We start from the raw sequence: 19,768 nt of genomic DNA, 5'->3' as shown, positions 1-19,768 counted from the left end.
TTTTAACAATCCTTGCTTTGATGAAGCTGAGTATAAACAGAATATAGTGCCTTTTTTGTGGCAGCGCAGAATTCTTTGGGCTGCCCTTCCGGGCACCAATGCAATTGAAAAGCTTGCAAGGCAGCAGCCTTATCCCTCAGTGAAAATCCAATTGTGGAAAGCATAGCTTGGAAATCAGCATCCGATAAAGTAGACAATTGGTTTAGTGCCTCCTCAGTAAGTGGTTGGGCAATAATCCCAATTTCTTTCTCTGCAAGGACAGTCCAAGGAAACAAAGGCCCTGGATCAAATTTCCTCCCTGGGGCGATATCACTGTGCCCAATTATTTGATGTGCGGGTATTGTATATTTCTTCTGCAAAAACTGACAGAGAGCTATAACAGATGCTATTTGCCTTTCAGGAAAGGGCTCTTCACCCGTATTGACAATTTCTATACCGAGGGATGTGTGGTTGATGTTCTCCCGGCCTTGCCAGTATGACACTCCAGCGTGCCAGGCACGCTTGTCATCTAGAATTAATTGGTCAATTTGACCTTGTTCCCAAATGAGATAGTGGCTTGATACATCTACTTTTGGATCACAGAGCCTTTCCCGTGCAGCGGCGCCAGATTCCATACCAGTATAATGAAGTATAATCATGTCAGGGTCTCGGGGCTCTGGCCGTTCATTAAAACTTGGAGAGGGAAACCAATTGATGTCTAAAGGTGTCATTTATGTCTCTTCTCCAGGAATAAGAGCCTTCTTCATTTTCCTAGTATTTCTATAAGTGATCACTACAACCCCCAAAATGGTACAGCTTGCACCGATAATCATGCGCGGCGTAAGAACTTCGCCAAGCATCACTATACTGGCTGAAACCGCGAAAAACGGCATCAGCAACAAATAAGGAACAACCACATTAACTTCGTATTTCTGCAAGAGGTAATTCATGCCTCCGTGCCCCACAACAGTGGACAAGAGGCCTGAAAAAACAATACCCCACCATGCTGGGCTACTCCCAGCCAATACATTTTCTATCTGATTGTCTTCAAATAGTAGGGTAAGGGCCATTGATCCAAAAATACCCGCAAAGGCAACCCAAGCCTGAATTGTCATCGGCGGAATATCTCTGAGCTGACGCATGTATATGCTAGCAATTGCGAATGTCAGGGCCCCTAGCGTCATTACAAGCAAAGCATCGAAATAATCAAACACAAGAGGGTCAAACCCCATAATGATAACACCGATAAAGCTCACGGCGATCGCAACAATTCGAGTAAGACCTACCGTCTCTTTCAACATGACAACAGCACAAAGCGTCGCAAAAGGCACATTGAGTTGTGCTGCAATTGCAACGGCCGAGACACCCCCTGCCATGCTGGTGGCGATATACAAACATCCAAAATGAAGAACACCCATCATTAAAGCAATCCGCAGGACACTCGGGACATGCCCCTTAATGGAATGACGGATGAACGGCAGCATAAAAACAAATGCCAACAGGAAACGTAACATGTTTGAGAGGAAGGGCGTAAAGTCGGCGACTGAGTATTTTACTGCAATAAAATTCCATCCCCAAATGGCATTCAACAAAATCACAAAGAGGATGTGTTTTATCTTCATGATTTTAACCCGCGCTCTTGTTTGATCGTATCATAGGCTGCATTAATTTCCGCAACCCTTCTCGTTGCCACAGCAATAAATTCACTTGGCACACCTTCAGCAATCAAACGATCTGGATGGTTTTCTTTCACCAATTTTCGGTAATGACTCTTTAGGTCTTTATCCGAAATGGAGTGATCAACGCCTAAAACCACATAGGGATTATCACTAGATTGTCCTGTATGACGCTGTTGCAGTGCTTCGAACCAGCTATCATCAAAACCAAAAATCGAGGAAACTGATCGAATAAATTCAAGCTCCTTTGGGTGGACTGTCCCATCAGATTTGGCAATATAAAAAAGAGCCTCTAAAAGGTCTTCTAGAGCTGAAGGATGGCCTTTCATTAGGCCCGCGATTTGTTTTGCATAAGCTTCATAGCCGGCCGTTGATTGTCTGGCTAAATCGAATATTTTTCCAACATTTTTCATCTCGCTCTGATCGAAATGAAAAACAGCCTTGAAAGCATCTACTTCCTCGCGTGTAACACGGCCATCAGCCTTTGCCATTTTAGCAGCCAATGCGATAACCCCGATTGTAAAGGTGACACGGCGTTTTGCCTGCGGGTCTTCAAGAAGGCGCTCAGCACTTGCATCGACAGCAGCCCCAATGCCAACTCCTATCAATGCTCCAATGGGGCCCCCGATCGCTAGGCCCGCTGTTCCACCAATAATTTTTCCCCAGACAGACATGATTTTTTGTGATCCTCGCATTCTTATTAGTCTGATCAATAGAGCCTTTTTGCGGAAAGCTCAATTTTTTTAATCGATTGTTTGTATCAGGGAGAAAAAGCATATATAAGATTGCAAAATTATGACAGAGGACCGTCTTAATGAGGCGCCCCAAATATGTCGAAATATTGAGGTTTAGGGCTTATGGTAGATGTAGTTATTTCAGGAACAGGTGTCTATGCACCAAATGAACAAGTCACGAATGGTGAATTGGTTGAAGCGTTCAACGCTTATGTAGACATTTATAATGAGAAAAACAAGACGGCGATTGACGCCGGTCTTATGCCCGCAAAGAGCCACTCTAGTACAGAATTCATTGAAAAAGCATCTGGCATTAAAAGCCGCCATGTTCTGGATAGCAAAGGGGTAACCAACCCAAATATTATGATCCAAAACCTGGATGACGCGATTCATGGAGACGATGAAAAGCCTTGCATTCAAGCTGAAATGGCAATTGAAGCCGCAAAAATTGCCCTTGCGAATGCTGGTCTTGAAGGCAGTGATATCGATTACGTTATCTGTTCTGCCGCCGTACTCCAACGGGCTTTCCCAGCCATCGGGATCGAGGTTCAACATCATCTCGGTGCAAAAGGGGCGGCTATGGACATGAGCATGGCCTGTTCCACTGCAACTTTTGGTATTATTACAGCCATCGAAGCCATCCAATCAGGCCGTGCAGAGCGCGTTCTCATGGTTAACCCAGAGATTTTTTCTTCCATGGTTGATTACACGAATAGAGACAGTCATTTTATTTTCGGAGATGCAGCTGTTGCCGTCGTCATTGAACGGGCAGATCTTGCTCAGTCAGACGACCAGTGGAAAGTGCTCCACACAAAAGCCTTCACACAATATTCTTCAAACATTCGTACGCACTTTGGACCTTTATCACGCCTCCATGCAGAAGACGTGATGCAAAGAGCTGATATGTTCTTCATGCAAGAAGGCCGAAAAGTCTTTAAAGAACTGTTGCCTCTTGTAACCGCCTATGTCGAAGAGCAACTTGAAGAAACCAATTCAGAGATTTCTGATTTATCCCGCATGTGGCTTCATCAAGCAAATAAAAATATGAATTTATATGCAGCGAAAAAACTTCTTGGCAGGGACCCAGATGATAAAGAGGCACCGCTTGTTCTTGATACATTTGGGAATACTGCTGGCGCAGGATCTATCATCGCCTTTCACCTACACAGAGATGATCTCTCTGTCGGGGATAAAGGCCTCATTTGTTCCTTCGGCGCGGGTTATTCCATTGGAAGCTTAATGGTAGAGAAAATTAAATAAAGGTCAATTTGAGGGGACGGGGGTCGACATGACAAAGATTGTAATCAGTGGCACAGGTGTCTATACACCGCCGAATACAATTACCAACGATGAACTCGTTGATAGCTATAATGACTATTGCAATAAATTTAATGCTGCCAATGCTGATGCTATTGACCGCGGTGAAATGACTGCTAAGCAACATTCTAGCACGGCATTTATAGAAAAAGCATCTGGGGTGAAGCAACGCTATATGATGAATAAGAGCGGCGCGACTAATCCCGATGTCATGGCGACAGAATTATCGGATCTAGCGGGTTCCGATCTATCAGATCCCTCGGTTTCTTCACAAATGGCTGTCGCTGCTGCAAAAAAAGCAATGGACAAAGCAGGGGTCACGCCCGATGAGATCGACCTTCTCATCTTTTCCTCTTCAATCTGGGAAAGATTTGTACCGTCCATCGCCGTTGAAATCCAAAGAGACCTGGGCACCAAAGGCTATGCATTCGATATGGCAATGGGCTGTTCAAGTGCAACATTTGGCATGTCGACAGCAATGGATAGCATGTTATCAGGCATGGCCAACAAAGCTCTTGTTATAACCTGCGAATATATTACCCCAGCAATGAATTACACAGACCGTGATAGTCATTTCATTTTCGGAGATGCCTGTGTTGCGATGGTTTTAGAACGCGAAGCAGAGAGCAAAGCACCTGTCCAATTTCGCATTAAGACAAGGGAACTCTTCACTGAGTTGTCTTATAATATTGCTGCCATGTTTGGCTCTCGAGTTTTGATGGAGCCTCATAAGATCATGGATGAAGATCAACGCTTCATGCAAAATGGTCGCACTGTCTTTAAAGAATTACTCCCCTTAGTGATCGGTATGGTTCAAAAGCACCTCGATTCCAATAATTATAGCGTTGCTGACATGCGCCGGATGTGGCTTCACCAAGCGAATGTCAACATGAATACGTTTGCGGTGAAGAAACTCACAGGCACTGATCAAGATCAAGACACAGCTCCCATTATCTTGGATGAATATGCAAATACCGCTGGTGCTGGGTGTATGATCGCCTTTGATAAATATCATCAAGACTTTAAAGAGGGTGAGCTAGGATTAATATGCTCGTTCGGCGCAAGCTATTCCATTGGCTGTATGATTGTGGAACGTGTTTAAAATTCAAAAAAAAATTCGTTAAAATTTTATCAAATTATAGAATTGTTAACTTACCCAATGTAACTTCATCTTGGGTAAACAATTTTGGGTATGGAGCATTTTGCTCCAGAATGTTACGGGTAAAATTATGATTGATTCTGCAGCAAATGCCAATTCAAGTGGCGTTCTTCTTGATTTACAATCCAAATTGACATCAATGTCACAAAGCGGTCAGAGCTTGAAAATTGAAGCACCAAAAAGCGCTCCCTCTTCAGGGTCTGAATCAGGCTCATTTGGGCAGCAGGCCAAACCGAACCTTCAAAGCGAGGGTAAAGGCATTGTTCTTGATATTTCCGCTTAACTTTTTTGAGTAATTCCTTTAAGAGACGCACTCACATAAGCGACATCCTCTTTCGTCATTGAAGGGTAAAGTGGTAAACTTAAGATCGTCTGATAATAGCGATCGGCACCCGTTAAGGCCTGCTGGTCTTTTCTTTCAAAAAGCGGCTGCCTCTGCAACGGAATATAGTGGACTTGAGTCCCGATATTTTTCTCTTTCAATGCTTTCACAACCTCAATTTTATCGACCTTCATCTTATCAAAATTTAAATGAACTGCCATCAAATGCCAAGCGCTATGCTTATCATCTATTGACGCCACTGGGGTAATGATAGGGTCTCCATCAAAGTGTGTGCAATATTCGGCGACCAATAGACGCCTTCCTTCAACAAAACGATCCAGTTTAGCCAGCTGGGAGAGCCCCAGTGCTGCCTGCATATCACTGGCACGGTAATTATATGCTGTGCTGTGAAACTCATGATACCAGGGCGCACCGTAATCCTGCGTAAGACTGCCTTTAAAATCTGCCCTTTGAATTCCGTGATGACGCAGGGACCTCATGGACTCAGCAAAGTCTTCAGAATGCGTTGTCACAGCTCCGCCTTCGCCCATCGCAATTGTTTTTACAGGATGAAATGAAAAAGCTGTCAGTACATGTGCTTGATTTCCTCCAATCCTTCTGATCCTGGCCTCGTCATAATAGCCGCCAAGAGCATGACAGGCGTCAATAATGACAGTGATATCCTGAGATTTAGCAAGATCAACAACTTCATCAATCCCTTGGGAGCTGCCATTCAGTAGAACTGGACAGATTGCTTTTACTGGGCCTGCTGTCTTTCTTAAGGCATCTTTTACATACTCTGCCGTCATCAACCCTGAAGATGGATCCACATCACATAAAATAACCTCAGCCCCTTCATGCATTGCTGCGCTGGCTGTGGCGACAAATGTTTGAGCCGGCACGATCACTTTATCACCTTGAGTGAGGCCAATTGCTTTAAAGGCAAGATGGAGGGCTGCTGTACCGCTATTACATAGAACGGCATGACTTGCGCCAACGGTTTGTTCTAATTTTTTTTCAAAGGCAGGAATGGCTGGTCCCGTTGTGAGAAAGTCACTCTTCAACACACTGATCACAGCGTTGACATCATCCTCCTCAATAGTTTGACGGCCATAAGGAAGAAAGCTCATGTCAGATGTTTCGCTGACCATCTATAACCCTTCTTTTACCAAGGTTCTTAAATCCTCAACCGAGAGCCATTCTTTGTTGTTGTCACTAGAATAGCGGAATTCATCTTCTACTTGCTCAAATTTGGATTTATCGAACGGTTCTCTTTCCCAGAAAGACCATTCTGGCTCGATGGCATAGCGATCATTCATATCGATCACATTATGACTGACATGCTCTGAAATCATAACCTCATGCAATTTTTCACCAGGTCGCTTCCCTACATGCTTGTGTGGCAGACCAGGAGCTACAGCTTCTGCCAAATCAATAATATTCATACTAGGGATTTTAGGGACAAAAATCTCACCGCCGCGCATTAAATCAATACTAGACAAGACGAAATCTACAGCTTGATCTAGGGTAATCCAAAACCGTGTCATCCGATTGTCTGTTATGGGAATTTCTGTTGCACCCTCATTGACCAACTTTTGAAAGAAGGGCACCACACTCCCCTGCGACCCAACCACATTGCCGTATCTGACAACACACATTCTCGTGCCGCTTTGTCCCGCATAACTATTCGCTGCTACAAAGATTTTATCTGAAGCCAATTTAGTAGCACCATATAAATTGATAGGATCACAGGCCTTATCAGTTGATAAGGCTATCACTTGTTTAACACCACTATCAATCGCTGCACGCGCCACATTCTCAGCACCAATGATGTTAGTCCCAATACATTCAAAGGGGTTATACTCGGCAATAGGGACATGTTTAAGAGCTGCGGCATGAATAACCAAGTCGACTTCACGCATCGCCATCCTCAAGCGTTCTGCATCCCTCACATCCCCAATAAAAGATCGAAAGACCTTCTTTTCTTCTGGACTGAGGTCACTCATTATTTCCATATGAGGGTGCTCACCCCGCGAATAGATGGCCACACGCCTTGGTTTGAAATCGCGAATGAGTCGGCGCATCATTCTTTTTCCAAAAGATCCTGTCCCCCCTGTAATGAGGATCGATTTTCCTTTTAGATTTGGTGTATTCATATTCGTCAGGAATTTCCGCAAATGACTACCCTCTATCTGATTGAATCAGCCTTTGTTTCAGTAAATTTAACAATAGCTTACAAGATGTTCATCAGAAAGCCAACTTTTCTTAAGGGGAATAATCAGAGCGGGTCTCAAAGGTCCGAAGAGGATGCGATGTAAAGACCATATCTGAAAGTGACTTCCTCGCACACCCCCTCAGTGATTTCTGAGCGTCAGCATAACTGGGAAAGAGAGTGCAGGCTTTATGAACAGCAGCTTCTGCGGCATCCCAGCGGTTTTGGCCTGCCAAGGCAAAGGATAAATTCAACCAACAATCAGCTTGGTCCATAGTTTTCTCAACCAGGGACGTATAAACATTTTCAGCCTGGCTATAGGCCTCTTCTTGAAGAAACACGACACCCCGAAGAAACATGCCTAATTTTCCTATAGATCGGCCGTAGGGGGGAGCGAATTCCTCCTCATCTGGACTGATATTACTAACATAATCCTTTACCTCTTCCCAGTTTTCACTATAGCTAGCGCGAGAAGCCATAATCCAATGCTGGGCTGGCTCACATAATGCCCCTATCCGCGGCACTTGAGGCTGAGTATAAATCTTTTTTAACTGACTTTTATGGTGATGTAACTGTCTAGAGAGAGACTGAGGATAAGCATAGTGATCGACTAATTTCTCTTTAATAAGCAGAAGTCTAACCCCTTCCTTCAGTAACCGAAGAAAATGATCATAATCTTCACAGGCCGTCAGCGTTCGATTAAATCCGGCCCGACGGGCGACCTCTACACGCACTGCCGGAGCCAGATAAGGCAACCAATTTCTCTCCCACTGCCAAGCGATGCCATGGGGTTCAAATAAAAAATCGGGAATATCCAGGGATTTAATAACTGACTCAGTGACCCCGTCTATTAAAAGAACTTCGTGAATAATACAATCAGCCTCTGTTTCTATAAAAGCAGCTCTTAACTGTTCCAGTCTCTCTTGTCGCATAGTATCATCAGCGTCTAGCCAAACCACATAGGGTGTATTAACTGCCTCAAGCCCAGTCTGGCGCGCATTGCCTGTTCCAATATGGTCCTGTGGCTTAACCACTGATATATTCTTACCTGCGACAGAAACGGCGAGATCAACTGTAGAGTCTTCCGAAAAATCATCCACCAATAGAATTGGCCACCCCTCCCCTGCTGCACGAATTGACTTTATGCAGCGCTCAATGGTCGAGGCCGCATTGCGGGCAATAATAACGGTTGTGATGGGATAAGTATTCATGAAAATTCGGCAATCTGTTGATTTTATTTAAATTTTTCTCGTGACATTTTTTCTTAAAATCCTTCTGTCAAAAAGAAGAGTGACGTCAACATATATAGACAATGGCTTTTATGACTTTTATAGTCAATGAGGAATAAGGGGACAAAGATGCTATCTTTTAATAAAACACTAACCATTGCTGGCCGTACCATAGCCCAAAATACACCGCCCCTGATTATAGCAGAACTCTCAGGCAATCATGGCGGATCCCTTTCCCAAGCCTTAGCTCTGCTGGATCAATGTGCTGCTCAGGGTGTAGAAATGGTAAAGTTCCAGACCTATGAAGCCAGTACAATCACTTTAGACTGTGATCGACCAGAGTTCGTTGTTCAGACTGAGCTATGGAAAGACCGCAAATTGTATGATTTATACAAAGAAGCACAAACCCCTTTCGATTGGCATCCAGCTCTTTTTAATCACGCCCGCAAGTTGGGGATGATTCCGATCAGCTCCCCCTTTGATAGATCTGCTGTTGACCTTCTAGAAAGCCTAGACTGCCCGGCTTATAAGATCGCCAGTTGTGAAATGTCAGACTTTGACCTTCTTCGTACTGTTGCCAAAACAGGTAAACCGATCATATTATCAACTGGGGCTTCCTCTATACAAGAAATAGAAGAGAGCTTAACCTTTTTAGCTGATTTAAATGTTCGAAACGTCTGTTTACTCCATTGTATCAGCAATTACCCAACACGCGCCAAACAAGCCAATCTTGCATCCATTCAACACTTGGCTGACAAGTTTAACATTCTTGTGGGTTTCTCTGATCATACTGAAGGCTTAACGATTCCGACAGCTGCTGTGGCATTAGGCTCTGTCATCATTGAAAAACATGTCAGACTGGATGAAGATACGGAAAGTATTGATAGTGCTTTCTCCCTTCAAGCCAGTAAAATCAAGAAATTAATCAAGGCATGCAATCGCAGCTGGAAAGCGCTCGGAGCGGCAAGAGTTATGCCTTTTGAAAGCGAAGTGGACACCCTAAGGTTTAAACGCAGCCTCTATATCACTGAAGATATAAATAAAGGCGACCTCTTCTCCCACACATCGGTCAAAAGCCTGCGTCCCTCAGGCGGTATGCACACAAAATATCTTCCCCAAATCATTGGGAAGGCTGCCACCAAAGATTTGAAACGGGCGACACCGCTCGAGCACCATATGATTGAGGGCTGGGCTCAGAAAAAAAATATACTCATTACAAGTGCCTCTAACAAATGGATCTTAATCACCCTCTTTAAAAAATCTGCCCTGCGAAAAGGGTTGAAGGTATATACTGCTGATATGAACCCTGAGTGCAAAGGTCAGAAGTACGGGGATGAATTCATCCAGCTTCCCGCTGATAATGATCCTGATTATAAACAAGCGTTGTTCCAAGCCTGCAAAGAAAATCATATTGGCATGATCATTCCCACCCGGGATGGAGAGCTCGCCTTCTTTGCTTCGATCAAAGAGGACCTCAACGAAGCTGGGATATTCCTGCCAATGCCATCAAAAGAGCATGTTGAAACCTGTATTGATAAACTCGCTTTTTACAAACATTGTCTCAATCATGATATGCCAGTGGCCCAAAAAATAGCCCCTGATCAAGTGAGGAAATTCCCAGTCTTTGTCAGACACAGAACGGGCGCCGCTGGTCAGCATGCAGAACTCATTCATGATTTATCCGAGTTACAGGCATTTCCAGACCTAGAGAATAGCATCATTCAGCCCTATATCGAGGCACCAGAATATAGCTGTGATATTCTTTCCGACATGAACGGCAAGGCCTTACATGTCATCGTAAGAGAGCGCTTAAAAATCAAAAAAGGTGAAAGTAGAAAATCCCTCATTGTTAATAAGCAAAACATCGCAACTTTGGCAAAGAAATGCGCTGACAGTTTAAGTCTGAAGGGGCACTCTTTGGTGCAAATCTTTGATCACCCTCACAAAGGACCTCTGTTGATCGAAGTGAATGCACGATTTGGGGGGTGCTCTTATCTTTCAGTCACTGGGGGGCTAGACAGTCCAAAGCATCTGATTGACATGATGCTTGGACAATTTAAACCAGATACAGACTTTAAAACATTTTACGGATTAGAAAGTCATAGAAAAGGCAAAAATATAACGTATAAACATAAGTCTCTCTAAGAAACTGAAAGCGGCATTCCTTCATTATGAACATTCAATTTATCATTGAGGCCTCTGAAAAAAGTGGCCTTGGCCGCGTGAGGCGCTCAATCGCTCTTGCCGCTGCTCTTCAAAAAGAAGGCGCAGCCGTTCAGATCGTCGCCCCGTTCAGTCAAACGGCATGCCGGATGATTTTGGCCTATAAAATACCTATGATGCAGACGGTGTCGCCCTCTTCAGAAATGACGATCGTAGATGCAGGTCCTGAGTATCAATTGTCTCTTTATGATAAACTGCCTCAGCAGATGAAACTCGTGGTGATCGATGACATTGCAAATTGTCGTCTCATGCCAGATATCATCATCAATCCAAATATCTATGCCCAACAATTGGACTATTCCTATTTAGGGAACCCAAGGCTTCTTGGCGGTCCCAAATACCATTTGGTAGAAAAGGAGTTTTTCGCCGTAGGGAGTGAAAAAAAAGATATTGATATCCTAATAAGTTTTGGCGGATCAGCTGTTGAGGAATATATTCAACAAATTGCCATCGCTCTTGAGCCTTATAGCCAAGACTATAGCATTCGGATTGCTTCGCCCAAAGCTCTAAGGCCGACCTTAACCCGCTCACTTCAAACAGAGATTAATCAAGAAATGAGTGCCTTACTAAAACGCAGCAAAGTCTATCTTGGAGGAGCTGGAGCCACTGTTTTAGAAGCCCTCGCTGCCAATTGCCAGCTGGTTGTGACCCGTGTTGCTGAGGATCAGAAGATGAACACGCTTGCACTAAGAGCTCAAGAGATCAGTGTCTGTGATCTCTTTGATCCATCTATTCTAACTGAAATGGCAATTGACGCTATCAACAATCCAAGGCACTATTCGATAAAGCTAATCAATTCAGCCATTTACAGAACCGCAAGGGCACTTTTATCTTGAGAAAAAAAGGCTTACTTATAGATCTCGACGACACCCTTTATGCAGAAAAAACCTATGTGTTGAGTGGGTTTAAAGCTGTCGCGCAATTCCTCGCAAAACAGACGACGTTGTCTGAGGAAATATTGTATGATTTTATGGTTCAGGATCTTGCAAAAAACGGCCGAGGTCAGACTTTTAATCGTGTCCTAAATTATGCCGAGGTTTCAATTACAAATCATCTTGTTCAACAGTTAATCCAACTGTACCGAAATCATGAACCAGACATTGCACTTTTTGACGGTGTTTACGAACTTCTGGAACATCTTAAAGTCAGTTTTACACTTATTCTTGTTACGGACGGGTTACCTGTCATGCAAATGAATAAAGTGAAAGCTCTCGAGCTTGAGTTTATCTTTGATCATATTTATTATCCCTGGAGCTACAAACATCCAAAGCCCGCACCAGAAAGTTATGATTACCCCCTTAAAGAGATTGGGTTAAAGCCAAGCCAGGCCATAATCATAGGCGACAATCCAATCAACGATGCTGGCCCCGCTAAAGCCTTAGGCATTCCATTTTGGCAAATCCACAGCGAGACAAAATTAAGAGCTGAAACATGTGAAAAATTCTTTTTAAACTTTACCGATATCGGCGCTTATCTGGAGGAAACTGATGAGTGAACCCTCAAAAACTATTTGTATCATCCAAGCGCGTCGGGGATCGTCTCGATTACCTGACAAAGTTTTAAAACCTCTCGGCAGCAGGCCAGTACTTGCCCATGTAATCCAACGAGCGAGAGCAATCCCCGGCGTTGAAACTGTGGTGGTCGCCATGCCTGACGAGCCCGCAAGTAAACCTCTCATGACACTTGCAAAACAAGAAGGGGCTCTGGCCTATCAAGGCAGTGAGAATGATGTTCTTGATCGCTACTATCAGGCGGCGCTTTATGAAGCAGAGCAAAGCTCAGTCCTAGCAGATCATGTTATGAGGATCACTTCTGATTGTCCTTTGCTGTCCTCTGCGGTTTGCGGTGACTTAGTGTCAAAATATATCGCCGAAAAATCTGACTACGGAGCCGTGGTAGACTTTCCTCATGGATTAGATTGTGAATTATTTAAATTTGACCTTCTAAAAAAATGCCACCACTCAACAGAGAATAGTCATGACCGAGAGCATGTAACCCTTTGGATGAAGCGTAAACAAGGCCTTAAGACATCTTTTTACCATGCGGATAAATCTTATCATAGCGCCAACAGATGGGTCGTAGATTATCCTGAAGACTATCAATTTCTAACGACTCTATTTGAGTTGATGGGGCCATCAATTGAAACAGCACCGTGGGATCAGGTGGTTGAATTTGTAGATAATCATCCAAGTTTACGAAATATTAATCAATTACAAGGCAAATTGTGGTCCGAAAAGACAGAAAAAATTATTGAAAATGCTCGGAAATGAGACACGAAATTTCGAAGGCAATAAGCATATTGCACAAACCCTTAGATTTCCAATAAAAGCACTTTCATACAAACGAACTGTATAATAATTTATATCTAAAGGGAAACTGATCAATTTTATCATCTCAACTACTACTTGAGAAGGAAGTCGATCCATCTGTGCTGAGGTTAAAATTACATGATAGAAAATTTGTTAACGAAACTTACCATTCGGGCCAAACTTCTAGGAATTATCGCCGTTGTTATCACCTTGTTAATTATACAGACCATGATAACAATCTTTAACCTTCAGGGCATTAAGACAGAGCTAGAAGGCATTTCCGATAGAGACATGCCTCTGACTGAGATTATCACAGAATTAACAACCCACCAACTTGAGCAATCCATTTTGTTTGAGCGCTCGCTAAGGTTTGCTGTTCCTCAAGAGCGTCATGAAGGGACGACAGAAAATGTTACCCTCTACATGCGGAAATTTGAAGAATATGGTAAAAAAGTGGATTCTGAAATTTCAAAAGCTATTAAAATGCTTGAAACTTTCATCGATGAAGCTTCTTCAGACGTTGAAAAAACAGAATTTAAAAAGCTTTTATCTATCTTTAAAGACGTCTCTAAAGAACATAAGGTTTTTGATCAAAATATCCGCGAAATTAAGCTACATATTATCGAAACAGGATATCTCCCTGAGGAAAAAATCATTGCAGAAGCTGAAGATCTCGCTGACAATCTCGACAATGTCTTAGCAAACGCTCTCTTCGAAATTGAGGGTTTTACAAAAAACGCTATCCTCCAAACCGCAGAGCATGAAGAAGCAACCCTCCTTCTCATTTGGGTCATATCCCCTATTAGCATTCTTATCGGCTTGCTTTTGTCCTTTGTAATCTCTTCATCCCTCATGAACCAAGTCAATACGATGGCAGCCGCCGCAGAGTCACTTGCGGATGAAGATCTGGAAGTGGACATTAAAACATATAGTACACAAACCACGCTTGGAAAATTATCAGAGGCACTCGTTTCCCTAAAAGAAAACCTCCAACAAGCGAAAGACCTGCGTAAAGAGGCCGCAAAACAAGCAGACCGCGAAAGACAGCTGGAACAAGAGCGCCTTGAAATGGATCTGCATCGACAGGAAGAGGAAGTCCGACTTAAAGAAGAGAGTGAGCGCCAAGCCCAGGAAGAAATTCGTCAAGAACGCATACGTCTTGCCGATCAATTTGAAAACCAGCTGTCTGTCATTGTGAATAATTTAAATGAAAAAGCAACATTGCTTAAAGGTTCCGCCAAAATGGTCCGTGAATCTGCTGAGGATACGGCTGTAAAATCCAAAGAAAGTAATGAAAACTCCTTACAGGCGACAGAAAGTGTTCAGACTGTGGCTTCAGCCTCTGAAGAGATGGCTTCTTCTATCCAAGAAATTTCCATTCAAGTTCAATCTGCCTCTGAAGTTGCCATTTCAGCCAACAATGTCGCTGACAAGGCCGTGAACAATGTCAATAGACTTGACGGTGTTGCAGCCAACGTGAGCGACGTGATCAAACTCATTAACGATATTGCTGAACAAACCAATCTGTTGGCTTTGAATGCGACGATTGAGGCGGCCCGTGCCGGTGAGGCTGGCAAAGGATTTGCCGTTGTCGCCAGCGAAGTTAAAAACCTTGCAAACCAAACTGCAAGTGCCACTCATGAAATTGAAGACCAAATCAATCAGATGCAAAATGCCATTTCAGTGAGTGCTAATAGTGTGCGTCAAATCACTGATCAAATTGCGAGCATGGATGAAATCTCTCGTACCATCTCGGTGGCTATTCAAGAACAATCTACTGCTACAGCCGAAATTGGTCAATCTGCTGCCGTTGCGGCTAATATGACAACTGTTGTTTCAGAAAGCATTGATTCTGTTGGCCTTGCAGCCCAAGCAAATTCTTTAACGATGAGCTCAGTCGAAGAATCTGCTACAGATCTTCAACAACTTTCCGCTCAACTGGACCAACAGGTAAAAGCTGTTGTTTCAAGCATGCGTGGGAATTCATTAGAGAATTCAGATACTCCTCCTTCTATGGAGGCTGATAATGCCATTGCTGATGATGAAGACGTTGATTTGTTCTAAGAGGTCGCTGCTCCTCACCTCCATAACAGAGAATACAACCCTACGCTGACTCTTTACAATGTTCTTGTTTTGTTCTTTTTATTTTATACTCACTCTCCCTCCAAGAGATGATGAGAGACAATGCAAAAAGAAACAGACATTACCTATGCCTATATCGACTTCGATGGCTTTTTCGGCAGCGTAGAAGAGCAACACAACCCGGCCCTCCATGGGCGCCCGGTTGCTGTCCTTCCTTTTGCTGAAACAACAAGCACATGTGTCATAGCTGCCAATTACAAAGCGAAAGCCTTTGGGATTAAAACCGGCACCTCTATTCCTGACGCTTATAAATTATGCCCTGACATCACACTGATCCCCCAAGATCCAAGACGGTATTTGGATTACCACTTGCGAATCAAAAAAGCTATCACCAAGTCCATACCGATCTTTTCCGTCGGATCCATTGACGAAGTCACCTGCAAACTTGATCGAAGCGACAAAAAAAATCCCGAGGCTCTCGCAGCAAAAATCAAAGAAGATTTACGACAAGAAATTGGTTGTTTTGTCACCTGCACGATTGGTATGGGACCCAGCCGTCTATTGGCTAAAACAGCATCAGACATGAATAAACCAAACGGCTTGACGATCCTGCGGCCCCAAGACCTACCTGGCCCTCTTCTCAACTTGGAACTTGATGACATCCCTTATATCGCCAAAGGCTACGTCCGCCGCCTCAACAAAGCTGGGATTTGGACTGTCCGAGGACTCTGGAATACCAGTCCTAAGCAATTACGCGCCATATGGGGAAATGTGGAAGGCGAGAGAATGTGGTATCAACTGCATGGCTACGATGTGGTTGGAGAGCCCACAAAACGAAGAATGTTTGGCCATGGCCGTGTCTTACCGCCTGACTGGCGACATATGGACAAAGCCGTCCATGCTGCCCGCTTATTGCTCGTAAAGGCAGCAAGGCGTATGCGACGCGAAGGATATGTAGCGCGAAAAGTGGGTCTAAGCCTTAAGACAAGCCCCACACGCTGGAGTGATGAAGAAATTCTTCCTTATGTGGATGATGATCATACAATCTTAGCAGCCCTCACCACCATGTGGCAGAAAGCAGAGCAAAGTCTCCCTGCCTCTGTAAAGGTCCCTAATCTATATGTTTATTTACATGAACTACATCCTAAAGGGTCACTCCAGCATGATATTTTCACCCCGTCTGACCCTCAACACGACAAGTGGAGTAAACTCACCCATGCCATTGACCATTTAAATGAAAAATATCAAAAAACCAGTGTCAGTCTTGGCCCATGGCTGGAACCACCAGGTGGATATGCAGGCGGAAAAATCGCCTTCACACGTATTCCAGACGAGAAAGATTTTTGGTAACTAGGGCGCCGTTAATTTCCCTGTCATGCCGTACTTCTCAAGAATTTTAGCATAACGCCCATCTTTAATGAGGGTAGTGAGAGCCTGCTGAAGACGTTCAACGTGGGGGCTAGGCATTGATCGATGGGATGCCAAATACACATCAAAAGTCTCAACAGGCTCACTCAATGTTGCTTTTAGGAAAGGGTAATTCGCGAGGGAATTTTGGGCAATTGTTGCTTCCGTATACCAAGCATCTATTCTGCCTTTATGAAGCATATTCAGCAGCATATCATTGCCATTAGGGGATTTACGTACATTCTTATACCCATTCTCGTCCAACCAGTTATCCCAGCTTGTACCGCTATGAACACCAACCGTCTTATGAAATGCCAGTTTGGGAGTCATTTTCTCATCATTCAACGTTACGAAATGCGTAGAACTCGAATAGATTTTAACTGCCCAACCATAGTCACTTTCTCGACTGGGTGTCCGTGTAAAAGGAAAGATCAAACCCTCTTTCGTTTGCTGCAAGAGCATTTGAGATCGTCGCCAGGGCAATCGCCTAATTTCTGGTGTCAATCCAGCTTCTTGAAACATTGCTGTAACAATCTCAAAGGCATAGCCAGGTTTGCGAGCATCCGCAGTCACCATAGGCGGTGCCAGCAAAGTATAGACCTTTACAGAACGCGAGTCGTCCAAAGGGTCCGCACTGACTGATGCAGAAACAAAAACAAAAAGATAGAAGAATAGATATACGATTCTTGTCATGACACACTCATGCAAAACTCGTCCCAATCACAAACACTCTAGCACTTCACAGATGAGATTTAAAGTTATTCGTCGAAAGAAAGTGTCACTTCTTCTGAAACAGCAAATGATTGGCATGTCAAGACATAACCTGCCGCGACTTCCTCTGGCTCTAATCCTTGATTTAAGACCATTTCAACATCACCCTTGAGGACCTTGGCGCGGCACGTACAACACACCCCTCCTTTACAGGCAAAAGGCGCATCCAGGCCACCGTCAACGGCGGCATCTAAGATAGAGACTTCATGATCTGCACGGATTGATTTTTCATCCCCGTCCATAATTAAGTTAATCTTGGCAAGACCTTCTGTCGCCATCGCACGTTTTGGTGCCGCTGGCTTTTGTCCCTCAGATAGAAATTTTTCATGATGAACCAGCATGCTCGGCACACCCGCTTCTGCCGTCACCTCTATAACGGCGTCAATCATTGCTTCGGGTCCACAGACAAAGGTATGGTCCACTTGTGATATATCGACCATGCGGCCAAATATTCCACGTATTTTCTGAGAATCTAACCGTCCTTGAAAGAAGGGGATTTCCAAATCTTCTTGTGAAAGAAAATGCCAATAACTGAAGCGATCAATAAATCGATTTTTAAGTTGTGCTATTTCCTCACGAAAGAGTGTGCTTCGCCCCGTTCTATTACCATAAAAAAGCATAAAACGCGCGCATGGCTCGATTTCAAGAGTTGTCTTAATAATCGACATTATCGGTGTAATGCCACTGCCTGCAGCGAAAGCCACATAAGTCCGCTGCTCAGTAGGATTTAAGTCTACATTAAATTTACCAGAAGGAGTCATTACCTCTAATTCGTCCCCCGCAACAAGCTGGTCATTTGCAAAGGTTGAAAACAATCCCCCCTCCACTTTTCGAATAGCCACCGTCAGGGCTTCTTCTGAAACGCTTGAGCATATAGAATAAGACCGGCGAATTTCAGAGCCATCAATAGACTTAATAAGTGTAATATGTTGCCCTTGCTCATAACGATATGCTTCTTTCAAATGAGGCGGAACCTGGAAGGTTACTACCACCGTTTCTGGTGTATTTTTTATGACATGAGCAACTTTCAATGGATGTTTTTGATACATGCTATTTTCCTAGAGAGCTTTATATACACTTAAAATATTCAAAGGGTTCAAGGCAATCCTTGCACCGATACATAGATTTACAGGCCGTCGAACCAAACTCGCTAACACACTCTGTGTGATTGCTGTCGCATTGCGGGCATTCCACAATCGGGGAAGCCCCAAAGAGGACAGCTTTCCCGCTGGAAGCCATTCCTACAGGCGCGGCGATGCCATAGTCTTTTAACTTAGCCCTACCCTCTTCAGTGATCCAATCAGTGGTCCAAGCAGGAGATAGCACAGAATTTATGGCAACTTGGGGATACCCTGAAGTTTCGATAGCCGCCTGGATGATTGTATGGATTAATTCTGTCGCTGGACATCCACTATAAGTGGGCGTTACATCGACTTGCACATGGCCTTCATGTGTGATCCTGACATCTCTCACAATCCCCAAATCCAACACTGATAGTGCTGGCACCTCTGGGTCCATGACAGTTTCTAAACGTTTCCAAATCAAGCCTGTATCAACCATTATTACCAAACCGCACCGCTTGATTTAGGGTAGCTTTTTTGCAAGAACTGCATCTCACACAAAAGATGTCCCAAATGTTCGCTGTGATGGCCATTATGTCGGCTGCCAATGACCCGCCCTGTCGTCTCAGGCCGAACAACACCGGCTGCATCCATGATTTCATGCATGGCTTGATCCCATTCTTCGCGAAGATCTTCACTTGCAACAGCAAGGCCATCCTCTGCAAGCGCGCGTTCCCATGCTGGTGTTTCAAACAATTCAGCAACAAAACGCCATAACTCATTAAATCCAGTTTGCAACCGACGATTACTCTCTTCAGTCCCCTGACCTAATCGCATGCACCATTCGCTAGAGAAGCGTCTATGATAAGTCACTTCTTTAATAGCCTTGGATGCAATCTCAGCGATACGGACATCCGAAGATTTGCTCAAACGCTCATACCGAATAAACTGATAAATGCTAAACATTACCATGCGAGCTGTTGTCATTCCCCAGTCTCCATTTGGTTGTTCAACTAGCCAGTGATTGCGAAAGTCAACTGTATCTCTAAGAAAGGCAAGGTCATCAGAATCTTTGCCTTGACCTTCAAGTTCTGCGGCATATGTAAGCCAAAGATCGGCTTGCCCGAATAAGTCTAATGATAGATTTGAACTGGCGATATCCAGTTCCAAATTAGGCCCCTTAGAAAGCCATTCTGCCCAGCGTTGACCAAGAATAAGGGCGTCATCACCAAGCCCCAAAACATATTGATAGTGTGGATTTTCTTCTGTGTAATAAGGACTATTCAT

General features: G+C 44.0%; 19 protein-coding genes. 9 read left to right on the top strand and 10 right to left on the bottom strand.

Going from position 1 to position 19,768, the window contains the following annotated elements:
- Nucleotides 1-2: 2 nt before the first annotated feature.
- The 3 genes from QGN29_RS08290 to QGN29_RS08280 are packed head-to-tail and all read right to left on the bottom strand — an operon-like array spanning nucleotide 3 to nucleotide 2,329.
- Entirely contained in the window at nucleotides 3-710 is a 708-nt protein-coding gene (locus QGN29_RS08290; RefSeq protein WP_310797385.1) for an N-acetylmuramoyl-L-alanine amidase, read from the bottom strand.
- Nucleotides 711-1,601, bottom strand: a complete 891-nt coding sequence (locus QGN29_RS08285; protein ID WP_310797384.1) for a DMT family transporter — start codon at nucleotides 1,599-1,601, stop codon at nucleotides 711-713. It abuts the gene before it with no gap.
- Complete coding sequence (locus QGN29_RS08280) at nucleotides 1,598-2,329, bottom strand: TerB family tellurite resistance protein (protein ID WP_310797383.1); 732 nt, start codon at nucleotides 2,327-2,329, stop codon at nucleotides 1,598-1,600. The genes QGN29_RS08285 and QGN29_RS08280 overlap by 4 nt, the downstream gene beginning before the upstream one ends.
- Nucleotides 2,330-2,512: 183 nt before the next feature.
- Between QGN29_RS08280 and QGN29_RS08275 the strand changes: the two genes are divergently transcribed.
- The 3 genes from QGN29_RS08275 (at nucleotide 2,513) to QGN29_RS08265 (ending at nucleotide 5,148) form a co-directional block, all read left to right on the top strand.
- Nucleotides 2,513-3,649 (top strand): beta-ketoacyl-ACP synthase III, encoded by a 1,137-nt coding sequence (locus QGN29_RS08275; protein WP_310797382.1) that lies wholly within the window; start codon nucleotides 2,513-2,515, stop codon nucleotides 3,647-3,649.
- Nucleotides 3,650-3,677: 28 nt separating this feature from the next.
- Nucleotides 3,678-4,808: a beta-ketoacyl-ACP synthase III gene (locus QGN29_RS08270; protein WP_310797381.1), complete on the top strand. Its 1,131-nt coding sequence runs from the start codon at nucleotides 3,678-3,680 to the stop codon at nucleotides 4,806-4,808.
- A 127-nt stretch (nucleotides 4,809-4,935) separates the two neighbouring features.
- On the top strand, nucleotides 4,936-5,148 hold the full coding sequence (locus QGN29_RS08265; protein ID WP_310797380.1) for a hypothetical protein: 213 nt from the start codon (nucleotides 4,936-4,938) through the stop codon (nucleotides 5,146-5,148).
- On the opposite strand, the gene pseC is transcribed toward QGN29_RS08265, so the two are convergent.
- The 3 genes from pseC to QGN29_RS08250 form a co-directional block, all read right to left on the bottom strand.
- The gene (gene pseC, locus QGN29_RS08260; RefSeq protein WP_310797379.1) at nucleotides 5,145-6,338 is read right to left on the bottom strand and encodes a UDP-4-amino-4,6-dideoxy-N-acetyl-beta-L-altrosamine transaminase; all 1,194 of its coding nucleotides are present in this window, start codon (nucleotides 6,336-6,338) and stop codon (nucleotides 5,145-5,147) included. The genes QGN29_RS08265 and pseC overlap by 4 nt on opposite strands.
- The gene (gene pseB / locus QGN29_RS08255; protein WP_375164697.1) at nucleotides 6,339-7,343 is read right to left on the bottom strand and encodes a UDP-N-acetylglucosamine 4,6-dehydratase (inverting); all 1,005 of its coding nucleotides are present in this window, start codon (nucleotides 7,341-7,343) and stop codon (nucleotides 6,339-6,341) included. It abuts the gene before it with no gap.
- A 109-nt stretch (nucleotides 7,344-7,452) separates the two neighbouring features.
- Nucleotides 7,453-8,610, bottom strand: a complete 1,158-nt coding sequence (locus QGN29_RS08250) for a glycosyltransferase family 2 protein (RefSeq protein ID WP_310797377.1) — start codon at nucleotides 8,608-8,610, stop codon at nucleotides 7,453-7,455.
- Between the two features lie 147 nt (nucleotides 8,611-8,757).
- Between QGN29_RS08250 and pseI the strand changes: the two genes are divergently transcribed.
- The 6 genes from pseI (at nucleotide 8,758) to QGN29_RS08220 (ending at nucleotide 16,592) form a co-directional block, all read left to right on the top strand.
- Nucleotides 8,758-10,773, top strand: coding sequence for a pseudaminic acid synthase (gene pseI, locus QGN29_RS08245; RefSeq protein WP_310797376.1), 2,016 nt, complete (start codon nucleotides 8,758-8,760; stop codon nucleotides 10,771-10,773).
- Nucleotides 10,774-10,799: 26 nt separating this feature from the next.
- Entirely contained in the window at nucleotides 10,800-11,687 is an 888-nt protein-coding gene (locus QGN29_RS08240) for a hypothetical protein (protein ID WP_310797375.1), read from the top strand.
- On the top strand, nucleotides 11,684-12,346 hold the full coding sequence (locus QGN29_RS08235) for an HAD family hydrolase (RefSeq protein ID WP_310797374.1): 663 nt from the start codon (nucleotides 11,684-11,686) through the stop codon (nucleotides 12,344-12,346). The genes QGN29_RS08240 and QGN29_RS08235 overlap by 4 nt, the downstream gene beginning before the upstream one ends.
- A complete protein-coding gene (locus tag QGN29_RS08230) occupies nucleotides 12,339-13,121 on the top strand; it encodes a cytidylyltransferase domain-containing protein (RefSeq protein WP_310797373.1) in 783 nt (260 codons plus the stop codon). The genes QGN29_RS08235 and QGN29_RS08230 overlap by 8 nt, the downstream gene beginning before the upstream one ends.
- A gap of 177 nt (nucleotides 13,122-13,298) precedes the next feature.
- On the top strand, nucleotides 13,299-15,224 hold the full coding sequence (locus QGN29_RS08225) for a methyl-accepting chemotaxis protein (RefSeq protein ID WP_310797372.1): 1,926 nt from the start codon (nucleotides 13,299-13,301) through the stop codon (nucleotides 15,222-15,224).
- 120 nt (nucleotides 15,225-15,344) lie between these two features.
- Nucleotides 15,345-16,592, top strand: a complete 1,248-nt coding sequence (locus QGN29_RS08220; protein ID WP_310797371.1) for a Y-family DNA polymerase — start codon at nucleotides 15,345-15,347, stop codon at nucleotides 16,590-16,592.
- On the opposite strand, the gene QGN29_RS08215 is transcribed toward QGN29_RS08220, so the two are convergent.
- From QGN29_RS08215 to paaC, 4 genes are all read right to left on the bottom strand, one after another.
- The gene (locus tag QGN29_RS08215; protein WP_310797370.1) at nucleotides 16,593-17,342 is read right to left on the bottom strand and encodes a substrate-binding periplasmic protein; all 750 of its coding nucleotides are present in this window, start codon (nucleotides 17,340-17,342) and stop codon (nucleotides 16,593-16,595) included.
- Nucleotides 17,343-17,407: 65 nt separating this feature from the next.
- Complete coding sequence (gene paaE / locus QGN29_RS08210) at nucleotides 17,408-18,469, bottom strand: 1,2-phenylacetyl-CoA epoxidase subunit PaaE (protein WP_310797369.1); 1,062 nt, start codon at nucleotides 18,467-18,469, stop codon at nucleotides 17,408-17,410.
- A 19-nt stretch (nucleotides 18,470-18,488) separates the two neighbouring features.
- The gene (gene paaD, locus QGN29_RS08205; RefSeq protein WP_310800026.1) at nucleotides 18,489-18,980 is read right to left on the bottom strand and encodes a 1,2-phenylacetyl-CoA epoxidase subunit PaaD; all 492 of its coding nucleotides are present in this window, start codon (nucleotides 18,978-18,980) and stop codon (nucleotides 18,489-18,491) included.
- A 2-nt stretch (nucleotides 18,981-18,982) separates the two neighbouring features.
- Nucleotides 18,983-19,768 carry a 1,2-phenylacetyl-CoA epoxidase subunit PaaC gene (gene paaC, locus QGN29_RS08200; protein WP_310797368.1) on the bottom strand — a complete coding sequence of 262 codons (786 nt, stop codon included), beginning with the start codon at nucleotides 19,766-19,768 and terminating at the stop codon, nucleotides 18,983-18,985.

It is taken from the genome of Temperatibacter marinus (assembly GCF_031598375.1).
Taxonomy (GTDB): Bacteria; Pseudomonadota; Alphaproteobacteria; order Sphingomonadales; family Kordiimonadaceae; genus Temperatibacter; species Temperatibacter marinus.
Note: the sequence above shows the minus strand (reverse complement) of the source record. Positions and strands in the feature narration are given on the sequence as shown.

Excerpts from the sequence above, each read along its gene's own strand:
- QGN29_RS08275 (WP_310797382.1), top strand. The coding sequence starts at position 2,513 with ATGGTAGATGTAGTTATTTCAGGAACAGGTGTCTATGCACCAAATGAA.
- QGN29_RS08280 (WP_310797383.1), bottom strand. The coding sequence starts at position 2,329 with ATGTCTGTCTGGGGAAAAATTATTGGTGGAACAGCGGGCCTAGCGATC.
- QGN29_RS08265 (WP_310797380.1), top strand. The coding sequence starts at position 4,936 with ATGATTGATTCTGCAGCAAATGCCAATTCAAGTGGCGTTCTTCTTGAT.
- pseI (WP_310797376.1), top strand. The coding sequence starts at position 8,758 with ATGCTATCTTTTAATAAAACACTAACCATTGCTGGCCGTACCATAGCC.
- QGN29_RS08220 (WP_310797371.1), top strand. The coding sequence starts at position 15,345 with ATGCAAAAAGAAACAGACATTACCTATGCCTATATCGACTTCGATGGC.
- QGN29_RS08240 (WP_310797375.1), top strand. The coding sequence starts at position 10,800 with ATGAACATTCAATTTATCATTGAGGCCTCTGAAAAAAGTGGCCTTGGC.
- paaE (WP_310797369.1), bottom strand. The coding sequence starts at position 18,469 with ATGTATCAAAAACATCCATTGAAAGTTGCTCATGTCATAAAAAATACA.
- pseB (WP_375164697.1), bottom strand. The coding sequence starts at position 7,343 with ATGAATACACCAAATCTAAAAGGAAAATCGATCCTCATTACAGGGGGG.
- QGN29_RS08215 (WP_310797370.1), bottom strand. The coding sequence starts at position 17,342 with ATGACAAGAATCGTATATCTATTCTTCTATCTTTTTGTTTTTGTTTCT.
- QGN29_RS08290 (WP_310797385.1), bottom strand. The coding sequence starts at position 710 with ATGACACCTTTAGACATCAATTGGTTTCCCTCTCCAAGTTTTAATGAA.
- QGN29_RS08250 (WP_310797377.1), bottom strand. The coding sequence starts at position 8,610 with ATGAATACTTATCCCATCACAACCGTTATTATTGCCCGCAATGCGGCC.
- QGN29_RS08230 (WP_310797373.1), top strand. The coding sequence starts at position 12,339 with ATGAGTGAACCCTCAAAAACTATTTGTATCATCCAAGCGCGTCGGGGA.
- paaD (WP_310800026.1), bottom strand. The coding sequence starts at position 18,980 with ATGGTTGATACAGGCTTGATTTGGAAACGTTTAGAAACTGTCATGGAC.
- QGN29_RS08285 (WP_310797384.1), bottom strand. The coding sequence starts at position 1,601 with ATGAAGATAAAACACATCCTCTTTGTGATTTTGTTGAATGCCATTTGG.
- QGN29_RS08270 (WP_310797381.1), top strand. The coding sequence starts at position 3,678 with ATGACAAAGATTGTAATCAGTGGCACAGGTGTCTATACACCGCCGAAT.
- QGN29_RS08225 (WP_310797372.1), top strand. The coding sequence starts at position 13,299 with ATGATAGAAAATTTGTTAACGAAACTTACCATTCGGGCCAAACTTCTA.
- pseC (WP_310797379.1), bottom strand. The coding sequence starts at position 6,338 with ATGGTCAGCGAAACATCTGACATGAGCTTTCTTCCTTATGGCCGTCAA.
- paaC (WP_310797368.1), bottom strand. The coding sequence starts at position 19,768 with ATGAATAGTCCTTATTACACAGAAGAAAATCCACACTATCAATATGTT.